This window comes from Vibrio sp. L5-1 (genome assembly GCF_021728315.1).
Taxonomy (GTDB): domain Bacteria; phylum Pseudomonadota; class Gammaproteobacteria; order Enterobacterales; family Vibrionaceae; genus Vibrio; species Vibrio splendidus_K.
The window spans coordinates 947,671-962,013 of the sequence record NZ_JAKKCQ010000002.1; the positions used below are offsets into that span (position 1 = coordinate 947,671).

The following is a 14,343-nucleotide window of genomic DNA, read 5'->3' on the forward strand; positions in this document are numbered from 1 at the left end:
ACGCTAGTTCATCTCATCGATCTTGGCTTTAACTCGTAAAACCTTGTCTGCATAGTTAGGGTCGGTTGCGTAACCTGCCTGATGAATGCCTTTGATGAAGTTCTCTGAATTACCTTGATGTTGTAGCGCTGTTTCGTATCTTGGATTTTCGTTCAAGAACTTCACATAATCGTTGAAGCTGTCTTCAAAACTTGAGTAAGAACGGAAAGAAGCAGACTCTTTAACGGCGGTTTTGCCATGGAACTCAAGAGTTTGAGTCGCGACCTTATCGCCCTTCCAGCTTCTATCTGCTTTGATGTTGAATAGGTTATTACTGTTGCCCAAAGAGTTCTTAATCATCTTAGAGCCCCAACCTGTTTCAAGTGCCGCTTGCGCCAGTAGCAGTGACGAGTCAACACCGAGTGCGCTCGCCGCTTTTTCAGCGTAAGGCTTCATTGAGGTAACAAAAGATTCTGGAGAATCGAAAGATGCTGGTTGTTTAACAGCGGAAGCAGATTGAACTTCAGATACTTTTTCTTCTGAACGACCTGAATACTGAGGTCTTTCCAGTGAGGTATCAAAGCCTTCACTGCGAACCTTATCTTCTGTCGCGTCGCTTGCTTGGCCTGCACTTAGCTGAGCAACAATCATGTCCGCAAGGCCTAATGAACCTGAAGCACTCAACTCACTCGCCATTTGGTCATCTTGCATCTGACGATAAAACTGCTCGTTCTGGCTGTTCAGCATATCCGACTTAAAGCTAGAGTTCGCATCACGCATTGACTTAAACAACATCGAGGTGAAAATCGATTCAAACTGTTTTGCCGCCGCGGTTAATGCTTCTTTCTCGCTGCCTTCTTCACCGTTTACGGCTTGTTGACGAAGACGGTCTAAACTACCGATGTCGTGAATAAAGCCGATGTCATTGTTATTCTTAATCATGCTTTATTCCTTAGATAATGATCAATTGGCCTTCAATTGCACCGGCTTGTTTCAGTGCTTGAAGGATTGCCATTAAATCAGAAGGCGCTGCGCCCACTTCGTTGACCGCTCGAACCAAATCATCCAGCGTTAGACCCGGTTCAAACTTGAACATCTTGCCATCGGCTTCGGTGACTTCGATATCAGAATCAGGAACGACGACCGTTTGACCACCAGAAAATGCATTCGGTTGGCTCACGTTGAGGTTTTCTTTGATTGCGACCGTCATACCACCGTGCGTTACCGCTGCCGCTTTTAGGCGCACGTGCTTACCAACCACAATGGTACCGGTACGAGAATTAACAATGATTTTTGCAGAACCCTCTGCAGGGTCAAATTCAATATTTTCAATGGCAGATAAGAAAGCCACACGTTGGCTGATTTCACGAGGAGCGCGAACTTTGACTGACGTCGCGTCGACCGCTGAAGCCATTTGTGGGCCTAGGAAATTATTAACCGCGTCAGCCAAGCGCTGAGCCGTTGTAAAATCGGATTGGATTAGGTTGAAAGTGATGTAGTCACCACGGCCAAATGGAGTTGGGATTTCTTGCTCAACCGTCGCACCGCTAGATATGATACCGACGTTAGGGTTGTTACCGACAATCTTAGAACCGTCGTTACCTTGTGCACTAAAGCCACTTACTACCAAGTTACCTTGTGCGACCGCATACACTTGACCGTCTAGACCTTTCAGGAAGGTCTGTAGCAAGGTACCACCACGAAGGCTTTTTGCTGAACCGATAGAAGACACTGTTACGTCAACTTCCTGACCTTGCTTAGAGAACGCAGGAAGCTCAGCGGTAACAATTACTGCCGCTACGTTTTTGGTTTTTGGCTTAGTGCCAGGCGGCAATTGAATGCCAAAATTTTGCAGCATCGCGTTAAACGTTTGATCGGTAAAGGGAGTTGTCTCACCTGTACCCGGCAAACCAGTCACCAAACCATAACCGACAAGTTGGTTACTACGAACACCCGCCACTTTTGCCACGTCTTTGATACGCGCAGCATGGGCACTGGTGGCAAGAAATAGCATGCCGAATAGTACGAGTGTTAGTTTTTTCATTGAATAACCTGTCTGTATTGCTTTAATTTATAATAGCTTAACTAAATATGGCTGCGTGATAGAGGCTGTCAGTATCTCGACACCCTCTCAAGCTTTACAGTGATACATTAAAGAATCGTGCCAAGAATCCAGGCTCTTGCATATCTTTCTGCACGCCCGTACCTGAATACTGAATTCGTGCGTTAGAAACACGGTTTGAAGCGATGGTATTTTCGAAGTCTATATCATCAGGACGAATAGTGCCGCTTAGGCGGATGTACTCATCGCCCGTGTTCAGTGTCATCCACTTTTCACCACGAACCACTAGGTTACCATTGGCTAATACTTCGATAACTTCAACGGTAATATAACCGCTGATGCTGTTACTTTGGTTGGCTGACGCATCACCCGCAAAGGTGTTGGTGTTGCTCAGATCATAAGAAAAGTTGTACTTGTCGATAGTCAGCTCTTGACCACCAACTGCCAGCGGCTCCATCGATGCATCGTTCGACTTAGACATGTCTGCGTTGGCTTTCTTGGTCGCTCGAGTATTCTCGTCTAACGCCACGGTAATGATGTCACCAATGCCACGAGGTTTTGAGTCGTCATACATGCTGCCAATGTGATTAACATTGAACAGTGAGCCCGTTGCTGCTGCGTAGTGTTCTGGTTTTTCTTTTGGATTGATTGGCGCCCATGCTGGGTCACCAGCAACTGGATCGGTTCGACCACGAAGCGTGTCGATAATGCCTGAGCTCTCTTGAGCCGACTTATCACCTTCCACTGCATCAACTACTGTGGTTGCGTTTTCTTCTGCTGGAGTCTCGATCGGATCCAGTACAGCACAGCCCGTCATAGACATAAACAGAGCTAAACAAAAAATACGTTTCATGGCGATATACTCTCAGCAGGCAGTGGTAAATGGATCAATTAGCAAAAACAGATCTATTAATTAAAAAAGTAAACGGCAAATAAACCAATTACAGCTGTTGGTTAACAAAGCTCATCATCTTGTCTACCGACGAGATAACTTTCGAGTTCATTTCATAAACACGTTGAGCTTCAATCATATTAACCAGCTCCTCGGTTACGTTGACGTTCGATGTTTCTAGCATCGACTGACGAATATTACCTAAGCCATCAAAGCCAGGAACACCCTCTTGCGGGTCGCCACTAGCACCGGTTGGTAAGTAAAGGTTTTGACCTACAGGCTCTAAACCACCTGGGTTTACGAAGTCAGTGATGGTGATTTGGCCAACCACGACGTTGTTTTGCTCACCACGTAGGCGTACTGATACTTCACCGTCGTTACCAACAGTTACCGAAATCGCATCTTCAGGAATCACGATTTCTGGTTGCAGAGCATAACCTTGACCTGATGTAACGATCGCGCCGTCACCGTTCAGAGTGAACTGACCATTTCGGCTGTAACCTGTTTCACCATCTGGCATTTCAACTTGGAAGAAGCCGTCGCCTTCAATCATCATATCTAAGCTGTTAGACGTCGTTTGCGCGTTACCGTGAGTGTGCACTTTTTGAGTTGCGACTACTTTTGAACCTGCACCTAACATCAAGCCACTTGGCAGCTCAGTATTTTGAGACGATTGGCCACCTGGCTGGTTGATATTCTGATAGAACAGGTCTTCAAATACTGCACGACTCTTTTTAAAGCCAATGGTTGAGGCGTTGGCAAGGTTGTTTGAAATTGTTGAGATGTTGGTTTGTTGGGCGTCTAAACCTGTTTTACTTACCCATAATGCTGGATGCATAGCAAATTCCTTTAAATTCTATTAGCTCATACGAAGCAGTGAATCAGACGACTTGTCCATTTCCTCTGCTGTGCTCATCATCTTGACCTGCATTTCGAATTGACGTTGTAAGTCAATTAGGCTGGTCATTTCACCGACAGCATTTACGTTGCTGCCTTCGATGGCACCTTTTAGCAACGTTACCGCTGCATCTGCTTCGTATGCCTGATCTGGGTTTTTCGAACGGAATAAACCATTCGTGTCTTTAAATAAGCTTTGATTATCTGGACGCACAAGTTTGATACGGTCGACAATCGCTAATTCTTCAGCTGGAGCGCCTTGAGGAATCACCGAAATGGTACCGTCTGTGCCGATTTCTACTTTACTGATAGGAATAGGTAGTGTGATGGGTGCGTCGTTCTCACCTAACACCAAATGACCGCTTGCGTTGGTTAGCAAACCGTTTTGGTCAACCTTTAGGTTACCGTTACGTGTTAAGCCTTCACGGCCCGTGTTGTCCATTACCGAAATCCAGCCATCACCTTGTATCGTGACATCAAGATCGCGGCCAGTGGTGACCACACTACCTTGTGCGAAATTATGACCCGGACGTTCTGTCATGCTGAAAACACGAGTAGGCATGCCTTCACCGTACGCTTGCATTGAACGTGCTTGTGCTAAATCAGCACGGAAACCCGTTGTACTTACGTTGGCAAGGTTGTTAGCACGTAGCTGCAAAGCTTGCATATTTTGCTTAGCGCCACTCATGGCAAGAAACAGTGCGCGATCCATAATTCTGCTCCAAAAAATCATCTTCTGGGGCTAACAAAGCAAACACTGTGCCAGTATTTTTAACTGTTATTTATCAATAATTTAAATAGAAAACAACGAAGAAGAGGGATCACAAAAGGATCATTGAGGAAGAATTGTTGCCAGTGGCATTACCGTGCGGCAATAGGGGCGGCAAATAGAAAAGTAAACAGCCATATCAAATTCAGCAACAATACCCAATTCAATAACATTGAATTGGGTATTCGCAGATGATTCAAACGCTCGAAACGATTAACGAATCTGAAGAATATTCTGTTGCAGTTGGTTGTGTACTTCTAGAGAACGAGAGTTCGCTTGGAAGTTACGTTGAGCAGAAATCAAATCAACCAGTTCTTGAGTCATATCGATGTTCGACTGCTCTAGCGAGCCGTTGTTGATGCTACCAAATGAACCTTTGTTCGATTCACCCCAGATTTTAGAACCTGAGTCATTAGTAGAGTCCCACTGAGTGCCGCCTTTCTTATCTAGGCCTTGCTCATTGGGTACACGAACCAAGCCTACACGGCCAAGCATCACGTTTTCACCATTTGAGTAAGTACCTAAAACACTACCGTACTCATCGAAATCGATTTTGGTTAAGAAACCTGTTGTCGCACCATCTTCATCGAACTTAGTGAGTTCAAATGGGGCGGCAAACTGAGTTGACGAATCTAGACCAAACTTAAGCACCTGCGTTGGATCAGCACCGTTCAAATCAATTGGGTTAGCTCCTGCACCTAGTGCTTCAGAGTTAATTGGCTGGCCATTGTTAAGGCTCGCCAACGTACCGTCATTGTTGAACTTCATTGTGTGACCAACATGACCTTGTGCATTGGTCGCATCACCACCCGTGATATTGACCGGCTTTTCACCGTTCTCATCTGACATGGTGTAGTACGTCTGCCAAGTGTTTGGTTGAGTCTGATCTTTGAGGTAGTAAGTCGTTAACTTGTAAGACTGACCCATAGAATCGTATACCGTCGAAGACGTTGCACGATTATAAGTGTCAGCATCTTTGAAGTTAAATGCAGCCGGGTCTTTAAGATCACCGTTTGCAGGAAGGTTAACCCCTACTTCAATGTTTTCTGTCTGTTTTGGCTTACCAAACTCAGCAGGAATGTCGAGTGGCTTTGGCGCGTAAGAAAGAACTTCACCCGAATTTGGATCAACATCGTAACCTAAAAGAAACTCATCGTTAGCGGTAACCATGTAGTTGTCTTTGTTTAGGTGAAATGCACCATTACGCGTGAGTTCATTGATCTCCGGTACCATACGGTCTTTCGATACTGCAAAGAAACCTGTACCACTTACACGTAAGTCCATTGGGTTGTTCGTATAAATACTTGAACCTTCATGGAACTGTTGCGCCACTTGGCTAGCTTGCGCACCGCCACCTGCCGTCGTTTTTGCGTTAGTGAATAACGAACTTGAGTAAACATCGCCAAACTCCGCACGTGACTCTTTAAAGCCGAATGTGTTTGCGTTCGCAATGTTGTTACTGGTTGTATTCAGGTCTAGTTGTGCAGCGGATAGACCGCTTAAAGCTACATATGACATTCCAATATTCTCCTAATCTCTCTAGCTAGCATAATCACTCTTTTAAAGCGTTACGCTTTACCAACTTCTAGTACTTCAGCAAGTCGTACTGGCGATGTGAAACCAGCCAGATTGAGTAGTACGTTGCCATCGCCCTTACCAAGAAGCACACTGTTCACGTTCGCATAACTGGAAACTTGGAACTCTGTGTTCTCGCCATCCAGTAAACCCGACGCTTTCACGTTGTATTTACCAGCCGGCAATGGGTTACCGTCTTCGTCTTTTCCGTCCCATTCAACACGTGTGTCGCCTGATGGTTTAGAGCCGATATCAAAAGTGCGAACCAATTGGCCAACTTCGTTCTCAACACGGACGATTACATTGTCCATTGCCTGAGGAAGCTTAACCATGGACGCCATACCGCCATCACCGGGTTTCACACCTGCCGCACCAGGAACCAATACATCGCGGCCAACCAAAGAGGATGCCTGTAATGCTTGGTTAGAAGTCATTGATGAATTCAAGCTTTCAAACTGTGTATTCATTTTGCCAATGCCATCTACGGTCGCAAATGAAGCCATTTGCGCAATCATCTGGTCATTGCTAACCGGCTTAAAAGGGTCTTGTTGGGCTAATTGCTTAGTCAACAAAGATAAGAAGTCTTCTTGTTTAAGATCCTGCTTACCTGTTGTTTCGTCGGGCTTTTTCGCGCCATCTTGAAGACTCTTCAGCTGGTCAACATAGGACAAGCCGCTTTGACCAACATTGTTGTTGATTCCAGCCATGTGCTACCTCCTTATCCTTATTGACCCATCTGCAGCGTACGCAGCAGCATTTGTTTACTCGAGTCAGCAACCTGCACGTTTGTTTGGTACGCGCGTGATGCCGAAATCATGTTTGCCATTTCTTCCATAACGTTCACGTTAGGTTTGTAGATATAGCCTTCGTTATTCGCTAATGGGTGATCTGGGTTGTACTCCGCGCTCAACGGCTTATCGCTTTCCACAATACCTAATACTTTCACAGGCACAGTGTGACCACTGTTGCGTGCTTTATTTAACTCAGCGCCGAACACTGCGTGGCGAGCCTTGTAAGTTTCTTCAGCAGAACTACTTACACTGTCCGCGTTTGCAAGGTTGCTCGAGGTCGTATTTAGACGAACAGATTCAGCACTCATCGCAGAACCAGTCACATTGAATACATTGAATAAACTCATCTAATTATTCCCCTTTAATCGCTTTAGTTAAATTCTTGAACTTACTTCCTAGGAAGTCGAGAGAGGCTTGATGCCTAATTTGGTTTTGCATGAAAAGGTTTCTTTCCAAATCCAAATCAACCGTGTTGCCATCTCCTGTATCAGGTTGGGTAGGAATTCGATACTTCGTTTCCCCGTTCACCGTTGTTGAGGCAGAAATGTGCCGACCATCTGTACGGCTAAGACCAATGCTTGCCCCAGAACTTGCCGCTTGCAGCGATTTCTTAAAGTCTAATCCTTTTGCTTTATACCCAGGCGTGTTTGCTTGCGCGATATTGGTGGAAAGCACCTCAGCGTTACGCTCACGTACACCAACTGTGTGCTGGTGAATGCCTAAAGCATTGTCAAAAGAAATAGCCATGTAAACCTCAACTCAAGAACTGACTGTTATGAGATAACCAAAGCAATATATATACCAACTTTTAAAACAAAGCGGGCTATCAATACTTTTACAGGTTACTCGTGGGTAAACTTGCAATATACAAGCCAAAAAATAGAGTAAATTGGAATGTCACTCTGACTTAAAGATATAGGTTAAGCCGGAAAAAGAAAACCCAGCACTTGGCTGGGTTTTGAAATTAGGCAGTAACTTTGCACCTAAAACTGGTGCCACTCATTACTTTAATTTGTAGATGATGCCTGGATTACAGCGAACCATTTCAAAACGATCCGTTAAGCCTGTTAGCGATTCAGACGCTCCCAATAATAGGTAGCCACCAGGATTCAGGCTGTTTGCCATCTGGTTAAGTACCTTTGATTTCATATCAGGCGAGAAGTAAATTAGCACGTTACGACAAAAGATGATGTCGAACTTACCTAACAATGCATAGCTGTCCATCAGGTTTTGAGGGCGGAAGTTCACCATGCGCTTAACGTTATCTTTCACTTTCATACGGCCATCGCCCGCATCTTCAAAGAAAGTACGACGACGCTCAGGAGAAAGTCCACGTCCCAATGCAAGGTTGTCGTACGCGCCAGTGCGGCACATATCCAACATACTTGCTGAGATGTCAGTTGCGGTAATTGATACATTTGGCAACATACCTGGCTTACGAGCTTGAGTCTCAAGAATCGTCATTGCCATTGAGTATGCTTCTTGGCCTGAAGAGCTTGCCGCAGACCAAATCTTAATAGGACGTTTATTTGCCGCTATTTCCGGTAGAAGTTTATCCGCAAGCACAGCAAACGGGTAAGTATCACGGAACCAAAGTGTCTCGTTCGTCGTCATGGCATCGACTGCAGCCACGCGCAGCTCACGGTTTCGACCTGTTACTACATCTCTCAACAAATCAGACAACGAAGCTAACTTAAACTTCGTTACTAATGGGCTTAGACGGCTGCGCACTAAGTACTGTTTGCTGTCACCTAATACAATGCCACATTGAGATTCTAAGAAACGGCTGAAATCGCGATACTCTTGATCACTTATTGTTATAGCAGTCATTAATGTCTCTTTTAGTTAGTTAACGCAGCTTTTACCGCTGCACCAAGCTCATCGGGGTTGAACTTCGCGATAAAGGAGTTAGCTCCTACACGCTCAACCATGGCTTGGTTAAATACACCACTCAATGATGAGTGTAAAATTACGTATAGATCTTTAAGTTCGGCGTGACGACGAATCTCAGCAGTCAGCGTATAGCCATCCATTTCTGGCATTTCGATATCTGAAATCACCAATGAAATCTGATCGTAAATACTGCCTTCTGATGACATCTCCACCAGCTTCTCATAGGCTTCTTTACCATCTTTCACCGAAATAACTTCAAAACCAATCGACTCAATCGCACGCTGAACCTGCTTACGAGCAACCGTTGAATCATCAGCAATTAAGATACGACGAACCAATTCTTTACCTTGTTCTACTTCTGCGATTTCTTCAGCAATTTTGCTGTCCATTGTTTCATCAACAGGTGAAATCTCCGCTAGAATTTTTTCTACATCAAGAATTTCTACCAGCTCATTATCAATGTTGGTGACTGCAGTCAGGTAGTGGGCTTTGCCTGCACCATCTGGCGGCGGAAGAATCGACTCCCAGTGCATGTTAATAATGCGTTCTACTGAACTGACCAAGAAACCTTGAATGGTTCGGTTAAACTCAGAAATAACCACAAAACACTTTTCAACATCCGTTGTAGGACGGCCACCAATCGCTAAGCTCAAATCGATTACAGAGATCGTTTGGCCACGAATGTGTGCTACACCTTTAACCAGTGGGTTCAAGTTTGGCATTTTTGTCAGTTTAGGGCACTGAAGTACTTCTTTTACTTTAAAAACATTAATGCCGTAACGCTGACGCCCCATTAGGCGAAAGGTTAGTAATTCTAATCGGTTTTGACCGACGAGTTGCGTACGCTGATTCACCGAATCAAGAATACCCGTCATGAGCTCATCTCCATATCAAACTTTTTTGTATAAAAAGTGTTAGTCTACTGCAGGCTACGAACCACTAGAGAAACGGAATGATATATCATAAAACAAATCTGCCGCTTTTTTCCATAGCAATGTGTAGAGCTACTTTTAAAACTGTCGCTAAGTTTATCGGCATTTTATCAATATTGTTTAGTTTTTTTGTACAAGCTGCGACTCCAGAGCAAATTGAAATGATTCAATCTGCGGCGGAACAACACATCCTAGAGACAGTTGAGCAGCCACAAGGCGGCGAACTCTTTGTTAACTCAGCAAATGTGGACTCTAGAATCAAAGCAACAGATTGCCCTATTCCTCTAGATACCAGCGCCTCAACCACCAGCAATACCCGTAGTAGCATTACGGTTTTAGTGCAATGTGTTCCTGATGAGTGGCGAGTTTACGTGCCGGTACGCCTTTCAATGTCAGTACCACTAGTCACAACAACACGCTCACTAGCAAGAGGCGAAATCGTTGGTCAATACGATGTCACCACCGCTATGATTTCGCTTAACAAGTTTCGTCGTCAAGGTTTCACCGCTCCCCAACAAGTGATCGGCGCTAAGGTGAAAAAAAACCTGAGGCCAGGCGATGTTGTCGAAAGAGGCGATATCTGTGTCGTATGCCGAAACGAGAAGGTTATCATACAGGCAGTAAAAGGTGGCATGACCATTACCACCAAAGGGACTGCGCTTACGGATGGCTCAATGGGTGATCAAGTAAGAGTGAAAAATGATAAATCACAGCGTATAATTGAAGGTATTGTTACCAGCATGTCTGAAGTCACGGTTTACTTTTAACTCTTTACTTCTAAATTGACGGTATCGTTAGTTATTTTGCTCTCAACTTTAACGCCAAAATATAACGACAGTGGTGTTTTGTCCCTTTTCGACTATTGAGCTAAAAATTGCTAAAGTATTCGAACCCTTGGTCGATATTGACTGTACAGGTTCCCATTTTTGAAGAAAAAGGCTTAACTATGGCAGGCATTGATAATATTCGTTCAGGGCAAACCCTAACGACCACTAACCGACCAGCAGTACGCTCTGATTCTAGCTCTGAGGCATCACGTTCTGATGTGTCAACTAAATCACCAGCAAGCAAAGACGCGGTTTCACTAAGCCAACAAGGCAAAGCGATTGGTCAGCTCCATCAAGACATGGCTGCACAACCAAGCTTTGACTCTGTAAAAGTTGCTGCGATCAAAGAAGCGATTGCGAATGGTTCATACACTGTCGATCCAGAAAAACTGGCTGACAACATGATCAAGTTCGAAGATGAATTAAAAGGCCTTTAAGAAAACACTAACTTTTCATTGAAGTTATTGTCTTAAAGTACACGAGGTTATGAATAGGTTTACGTTATGGCGGCACTAGCAGATTTAGTTAATTTTCAACTTCAAAATGCCAAAGCCTTATCTGAATTACTAAGTTCAGAGAAAACCGCTATTACGAGCCGACAATCAAACGATATTGAGCGAATCGCCAAAGAAAAAGTGGTCCTTGTTGAACAGCTAAGATCAACCGATCAACGAATTGCTACCCATACCAATATCTCAGAATTGACCGAGAACCCTGAACTTGCTCAGTTAGTCGCGACCATCAAGTCCATAGTGCACGACTGCCACCAAGCGAACCTAGTCAATGGCGAAGCCTTGAATCGAGCACACCTCAGCTTCAAAAAACTCAGTAATATGATGCAGCAAAGCCATGGTAAAATTGGTATGACTTACAATGCCGGTGGCCAAACGCATACGATTTCTACGCTGGGAACCAATGTAAAAGCCTAATTGGGCTAATCTTCTGCGCATAACACCCTTCTTGCTTGTATCTGTATCTGTATCTGTATCTGTATCTGTATCTGTATCTGTATCTGTATCTGTATCTGTATCTCAGCCTACCCTTCTCGCTACACCGTCAAAGTCTCTCTAAACCTATAAATGCCCCTAATAAACGATAAACACAAAAAAGCGGCAAGTATTTTCATACTTGCCGCTTTCTTAACCATAACCGTTATTGGTTGCCGATACGCCATCTGGAAAGCGAGTGGTAGCCAATATAATTAGGTAAGCCTATAACTAGATGCTCCTAAAACTAGAACAACGTTTGTTGTCTCTTCTCAGGCACTGCCTGAACTTCACCGTAATTACGTAGCTGTTCCATCTTACGGATATCTAATTGGAGCTCTGTTACATAGCTATCACCCACTGGGTAGCTGCGCACCACTTCTGCGCCACGGATTACGCCATCAACTGCGCCAGAAGTACGTTCAGTGCCAAGGCGTTGATCTTCAAGCTCTGCTCGGCCGCTTACTCGCATGCCATACACTTGTTCAGCAAGTTCACGATAAGCATCGATCTTGGAAGCTCTCATCGCACGAATGCGCCTTTCCTCGTCGTTACGTCCCTTTTGCTCACTGATACTCGCGTAACCAACGGCAACTAAGTAATCATCTGGCCTCATGTTTTGCAGAGGCTGACAGCCAACAAGCAGTAAAGCGGCAACAACAAATATTAACTTCTTCATCTCGAACTCCTAGGGGCGAAGAATAACGGTGTAAGGCTGAGTCATCGTTGGATCAGAACGAATAATGACACCATCTTGAGTTCGAATGCTGTTCAGAGTATCTAGATCTCGACCAATACGATCCGCTGGCAAAAAGCCTTGCGCGGAAGCTACCACAATACGAGTTTGCATACCTACCACACGAGCATTAACTAGAACACCGCCCTCTTGGCGAAGCATAGTGCCTGTCAGCACGTACTGGACATCTTGCTCTTGAGCTAAGTCTTTCCAATCACGGCTTAATGCAAAATCACCTTGGTGAGTGACTTGGATCGAACCGGTTGTTTTAAAATCAACCACCTTGAAGCCACGACGCTGAAACTGATGAATGAAGCCTTCTGATACCGAGTTTCCTAGCCAGTTTGTTGTGTCCATGTGTTGCAGGTCAACAAACGAAGTTATCGCAATTGGAGTTCTTGCTGAAATACTCGTATTCGAAATGATCAAATCTTCAGTCATACTTTCCACGAAAAAGTCCATGGTATGACGAGGGCTGTCCATCAACATAAACTGACTGCCTGAATATTCAGACTTGCCGTTATAGATCGGCGAATAAGCGCATGATGTCAGTAACATGACACTCATTACTACGAGCCATTTTTTCATTCTCTAATCTCCAGATATGTTTAGTGCTACCTATTCCAATATGTTCTCACCATTATTCTTTTCAATGGATTACAATGTTGGAACAGTCTTTGCTTTTCATTAATGGTTCAGATTAAGAAAAACGCACTTAAGTCAGCTTCAAGCTTATAGTTATTTGTTAAGCAATATTTATACCCAACTGGTAACGAATAGATGAAAAAAATAATTTCTTACTTATTTTCAATAAGTTCACTGATAACCATAAGCTTCAGTGCTCATGCCTCTTGGTATGAAGTTACCGGTACAGCAACCATCGTATCGTCAGAGGAAGCCGCAAGAGTCCATGCGCTGGAAGACGCGGTATATAAAGCGATCCAGTTCTCTGGTGCTGACATTGGTAGCATTGCTAACCTCACACCCTACCTCGACGCGAAGAAGAAAGAGTTTCAATTTACCAATCATGAAGTGCGCTACATCTTGGTAGAAAAAGAGAAGAAACGCAGTGGCAATATAATGATCACTGCAAGGATCGACATCTACCCTTCGGCAAATGCTTGCCATGAGAGCCAATATAAGAAAACATTTTTGGTCGGCAACATTGATGTGACTTCCCCACAACAAGCTGTAATGGGCAGAATCTATAATATTGGTGATGATTTTAGCCATGTCGTTGACCGACAACTGGCCCAAGAATCTCGTAGCTTTGTTTCTGTTGGTACAACCAATTACGATATCGACAAGCGTCGACCGGAAGTGATCAAAATGATCGCACAAGACACGGGAGCACAGTACATTATCGGCGGTGATATCACCGATTTAACTGCGACCATTGAATCCAAGCTTCTAAAAGACGACATTATAAACCGCCAGTTTGCCTTAGAAATGCAAGTCTTCGATGGCAAAACAGGTCATCAGGTTTATAACCGTAGCTATCGTGAAGTGGCAAAATGGCCTTTTGCTAAGACCAGTGAGGTTGATACGCGCAGTGCTCGTTTCTGGGCATCAACCTACGGCAGTATGATGCTTCGCGTCAGCCGCAATATTATGTTGGACTTGGAATCAGAAGTATCATGTAAAATCACGCTTCCAGAGGTGGCTGCAGTATTTGGTAACACTGTGACCATTGATTTAGGTCGAATGCATGGCGTTCAACAAGGTGACAAACTGCAACTGTGGCACACCGGTTCGTTTATCGACCAACGAGGCTTGCCACGTAATAAGGTCTCTCAAAGCGATATCACACTGACCGTTTCTCGCGTTTATGAGAACGAAGCTGAACTCACGATTGATCAACCTAGCCTTGCTGGAAGCATTCAAATTGGTGATGTAATGCAGAAAATCATGTAGTTAGCGACAAGCTCACTTCATAGTTTCTAATATAGCCTTAGCACTTTTGTTAAGGCTTTATTTTTTTCATGATGATTAGTTTCGGTTTTA

Annotated in this window: 17 protein-coding genes; 4 read left to right on the top strand and 13 right to left on the bottom strand. The window is 44.3% G+C overall.

Annotated features, from left to right (window positions below):
- Positions 1 to 3: 3 nt before the first annotated feature.
- The 11 genes from flgJ to L3V35_RS11085 all read right to left on the bottom strand — a co-directional run bounded on the left by flgJ (position 4) and on the right by L3V35_RS11085 (position 9,733).
- On the bottom strand, positions 4 to 921 hold the full coding sequence (gene flgJ / locus L3V35_RS11035) for a flagellar assembly peptidoglycan hydrolase FlgJ (RefSeq protein WP_237299672.1): 918 nt from the start codon (positions 919 to 921) through the stop codon (positions 4 to 6).
- A 10-nt stretch (positions 922 to 931) separates the two neighbouring features.
- Positions 932 to 2,023 (bottom strand): flagellar basal body P-ring protein FlgI, encoded by a 1,092-nt coding sequence (locus L3V35_RS11040; protein WP_017106350.1) that lies wholly within the window; start codon positions 2,021 to 2,023, stop codon positions 932 to 934.
- A 94-nt stretch (positions 2,024 to 2,117) separates the two neighbouring features.
- Positions 2,118 to 2,894, bottom strand: coding sequence for a flagellar basal body L-ring protein FlgH (flgH, locus tag L3V35_RS11045; RefSeq protein ID WP_114633100.1), 777 nt, complete (start codon positions 2,892 to 2,894; stop codon positions 2,118 to 2,120).
- Between the two features lie 88 nt (positions 2,895 to 2,982).
- Positions 2,983 to 3,771, bottom strand: coding sequence for a flagellar basal-body rod protein FlgG (gene flgG / locus L3V35_RS11050; RefSeq protein WP_004736180.1), 789 nt, complete (start codon positions 3,769 to 3,771; stop codon positions 2,983 to 2,985).
- Between the two features lie 21 nt (positions 3,772 to 3,792).
- The gene (locus tag L3V35_RS11055) at positions 3,793 to 4,542 is read right to left on the bottom strand and encodes a flagellar basal body rod protein FlgF (protein ID WP_004736179.1); all 750 of its coding nucleotides are present in this window, start codon (positions 4,540 to 4,542) and stop codon (positions 3,793 to 3,795) included.
- A 270-nt stretch (positions 4,543 to 4,812) separates the two neighbouring features.
- Positions 4,813 to 6,117 (bottom strand): flagellar hook protein FlgE, encoded by a 1,305-nt coding sequence (flgE, locus tag L3V35_RS11060; RefSeq protein ID WP_017076830.1) that lies wholly within the window; start codon positions 6,115 to 6,117, stop codon positions 4,813 to 4,815.
- 50 nt (positions 6,118 to 6,167) lie between these two features.
- The gene (flgD, locus tag L3V35_RS11065; protein WP_004736177.1) at positions 6,168 to 6,881 is read right to left on the bottom strand and encodes a flagellar hook assembly protein FlgD; all 714 of its coding nucleotides are present in this window, start codon (positions 6,879 to 6,881) and stop codon (positions 6,168 to 6,170) included.
- Between the two features lie 17 nt (positions 6,882 to 6,898).
- Positions 6,899 to 7,312, bottom strand: coding sequence for a flagellar basal body rod protein FlgC (gene flgC / locus L3V35_RS11070; protein ID WP_004736176.1), 414 nt, complete (start codon positions 7,310 to 7,312; stop codon positions 6,899 to 6,901).
- A 4-nt stretch (positions 7,313 to 7,316) separates the two neighbouring features.
- On the bottom strand, positions 7,317 to 7,712 hold the full coding sequence (gene flgB, locus L3V35_RS11075) for a flagellar basal body rod protein FlgB (RefSeq protein WP_004736175.1): 396 nt from the start codon (positions 7,710 to 7,712) through the stop codon (positions 7,317 to 7,319).
- 255 nt (positions 7,713 to 7,967) lie between these two features.
- The gene (locus L3V35_RS11080) at positions 7,968 to 8,795 is read right to left on the bottom strand and encodes a protein-glutamate O-methyltransferase (protein WP_004736174.1); all 828 of its coding nucleotides are present in this window, start codon (positions 8,793 to 8,795) and stop codon (positions 7,968 to 7,970) included.
- 11 nt (positions 8,796 to 8,806) lie between these two features.
- Entirely contained in the window at positions 8,807 to 9,733 is a 927-nt protein-coding gene (locus tag L3V35_RS11085) for a chemotaxis protein CheV (protein ID WP_004736173.1), read from the bottom strand.
- A 77-nt stretch (positions 9,734 to 9,810) separates the two neighbouring features.
- On the opposite strand from L3V35_RS11085, the gene flgA reads away from it, so the two are divergent.
- The 3 genes from flgA (at position 9,811) to flgN (ending at position 11,546) form a co-directional block, all read left to right on the top strand.
- Positions 9,811 to 10,557 carry a flagellar basal body P-ring formation chaperone FlgA gene (flgA, locus tag L3V35_RS11090; RefSeq protein ID WP_017085300.1) on the top strand — a complete coding sequence of 249 codons (747 nt, stop codon included), beginning with the start codon at positions 9,811 to 9,813 and terminating at the stop codon, positions 10,555 to 10,557.
- Between the two features lie 179 nt (positions 10,558 to 10,736).
- Positions 10,737 to 11,054 carry a flagellar biosynthesis anti-sigma factor FlgM gene (gene flgM, locus L3V35_RS11095; RefSeq protein WP_032546011.1) on the top strand — a complete coding sequence of 106 codons (318 nt, stop codon included), beginning with the start codon at positions 10,737 to 10,739 and terminating at the stop codon, positions 11,052 to 11,054.
- 66 nt (positions 11,055 to 11,120) lie between these two features.
- Positions 11,121 to 11,546 carry a flagellar export chaperone FlgN gene (gene flgN, locus L3V35_RS11100; RefSeq protein ID WP_004736170.1) on the top strand — a complete coding sequence of 142 codons (426 nt, stop codon included), beginning with the start codon at positions 11,121 to 11,123 and terminating at the stop codon, positions 11,544 to 11,546.
- Positions 11,547 to 11,850: 304 nt separating this feature from the next.
- On the opposite strand, the gene flgP is transcribed toward flgN, so the two are convergent.
- Both flgP and L3V35_RS11110 read right to left on the bottom strand, forming a co-directional pair.
- Positions 11,851 to 12,282 carry a flagellar assembly lipoprotein FlgP gene (gene flgP, locus L3V35_RS11105; RefSeq protein WP_004736169.1) on the bottom strand — a complete coding sequence of 144 codons (432 nt, stop codon included), beginning with the start codon at positions 12,280 to 12,282 and terminating at the stop codon, positions 11,851 to 11,853.
- 9 nt (positions 12,283 to 12,291) lie between these two features.
- Positions 12,292 to 12,927, bottom strand: a complete 636-nt coding sequence (locus L3V35_RS11110) for a FlgO family outer membrane protein (RefSeq protein ID WP_004736167.1) — start codon at positions 12,925 to 12,927, stop codon at positions 12,292 to 12,294.
- A 192-nt stretch (positions 12,928 to 13,119) separates the two neighbouring features.
- Between L3V35_RS11110 and L3V35_RS11115 the strand changes: the two genes are divergently transcribed.
- Complete coding sequence (locus L3V35_RS11115) at positions 13,120 to 14,253, top strand: flagellar assembly protein FlgT (protein ID WP_017076832.1); 1,134 nt, start codon at positions 13,120 to 13,122, stop codon at positions 14,251 to 14,253.
- Positions 14,254 to 14,343: the final 90 nt, after the last annotated feature.

Bases quoted from the DNA above. Each gene is read 5' to 3' on its own strand.
- L3V35_RS11040 (WP_017106350.1), bottom strand. From the start codon at position 2,023: ATGAAAAAACTAACACTCGTACTATTCGGCATGCTATTTCTTGCCACC.
- L3V35_RS11080 (WP_004736174.1), bottom strand. From the start codon at position 8,795: ATGACTGCTATAACAATAAGTGATCAAGAGTATCGCGATTTCAGCCGT.
- flgN (WP_004736170.1), top strand. From the start codon at position 11,121: ATGGCGGCACTAGCAGATTTAGTTAATTTTCAACTTCAAAATGCCAAA.
- L3V35_RS11110 (WP_004736167.1), bottom strand. From the start codon at position 12,927: ATGAAAAAATGGCTCGTAGTAATGAGTGTCATGTTACTGACATCATGC.
- flgH (WP_114633100.1), bottom strand. From the start codon at position 2,894: ATGAAACGTATTTTTTGTTTAGCTCTGTTTATGTCTATGACGGGCTGT.
- flgJ (WP_237299672.1), bottom strand. From the start codon at position 921: ATGATTAAGAATAACAATGACATCGGCTTTATTCACGACATCGGTAGT.
- L3V35_RS11085 (WP_004736173.1), bottom strand. From the start codon at position 9,733: ATGACGGGTATTCTTGATTCGGTGAATCAGCGTACGCAACTCGTCGGT.
- flgA (WP_017085300.1), top strand. From the start codon at position 9,811: ATGATATATCATAAAACAAATCTGCCGCTTTTTTCCATAGCAATGTGT.
- flgC (WP_004736176.1), bottom strand. From the start codon at position 7,312: ATGAGTTTATTCAATGTATTCAATGTGACTGGTTCTGCGATGAGTGCT.
- flgB (WP_004736175.1), bottom strand. From the start codon at position 7,712: ATGGCTATTTCTTTTGACAATGCTTTAGGCATTCACCAGCACACAGTT.
- L3V35_RS11055 (WP_004736179.1), bottom strand. From the start codon at position 4,542: ATGGATCGCGCACTGTTTCTTGCCATGAGTGGCGCTAAGCAAAATATG.
- flgD (WP_004736177.1), bottom strand. From the start codon at position 6,881: ATGGCTGGAATCAACAACAATGTTGGTCAAAGCGGCTTGTCCTATGTT.
- flgG (WP_004736180.1), bottom strand. From the start codon at position 3,771: ATGCATCCAGCATTATGGGTAAGTAAAACAGGTTTAGACGCCCAACAA.
- flgE (WP_017076830.1), bottom strand. From the start codon at position 6,117: ATGTCATATGTAGCTTTAAGCGGTCTATCCGCTGCACAACTAGACCTG.
- L3V35_RS11115 (WP_017076832.1), top strand. From the start codon at position 13,120: ATGAAAAAAATAATTTCTTACTTATTTTCAATAAGTTCACTGATAACC.
- flgP (WP_004736169.1), bottom strand. From the start codon at position 12,282: ATGAAGAAGTTAATATTTGTTGTTGCCGCTTTACTGCTTGTTGGCTGT.
- flgM (WP_032546011.1), top strand. From the start codon at position 10,737: ATGGCAGGCATTGATAATATTCGTTCAGGGCAAACCCTAACGACCACT.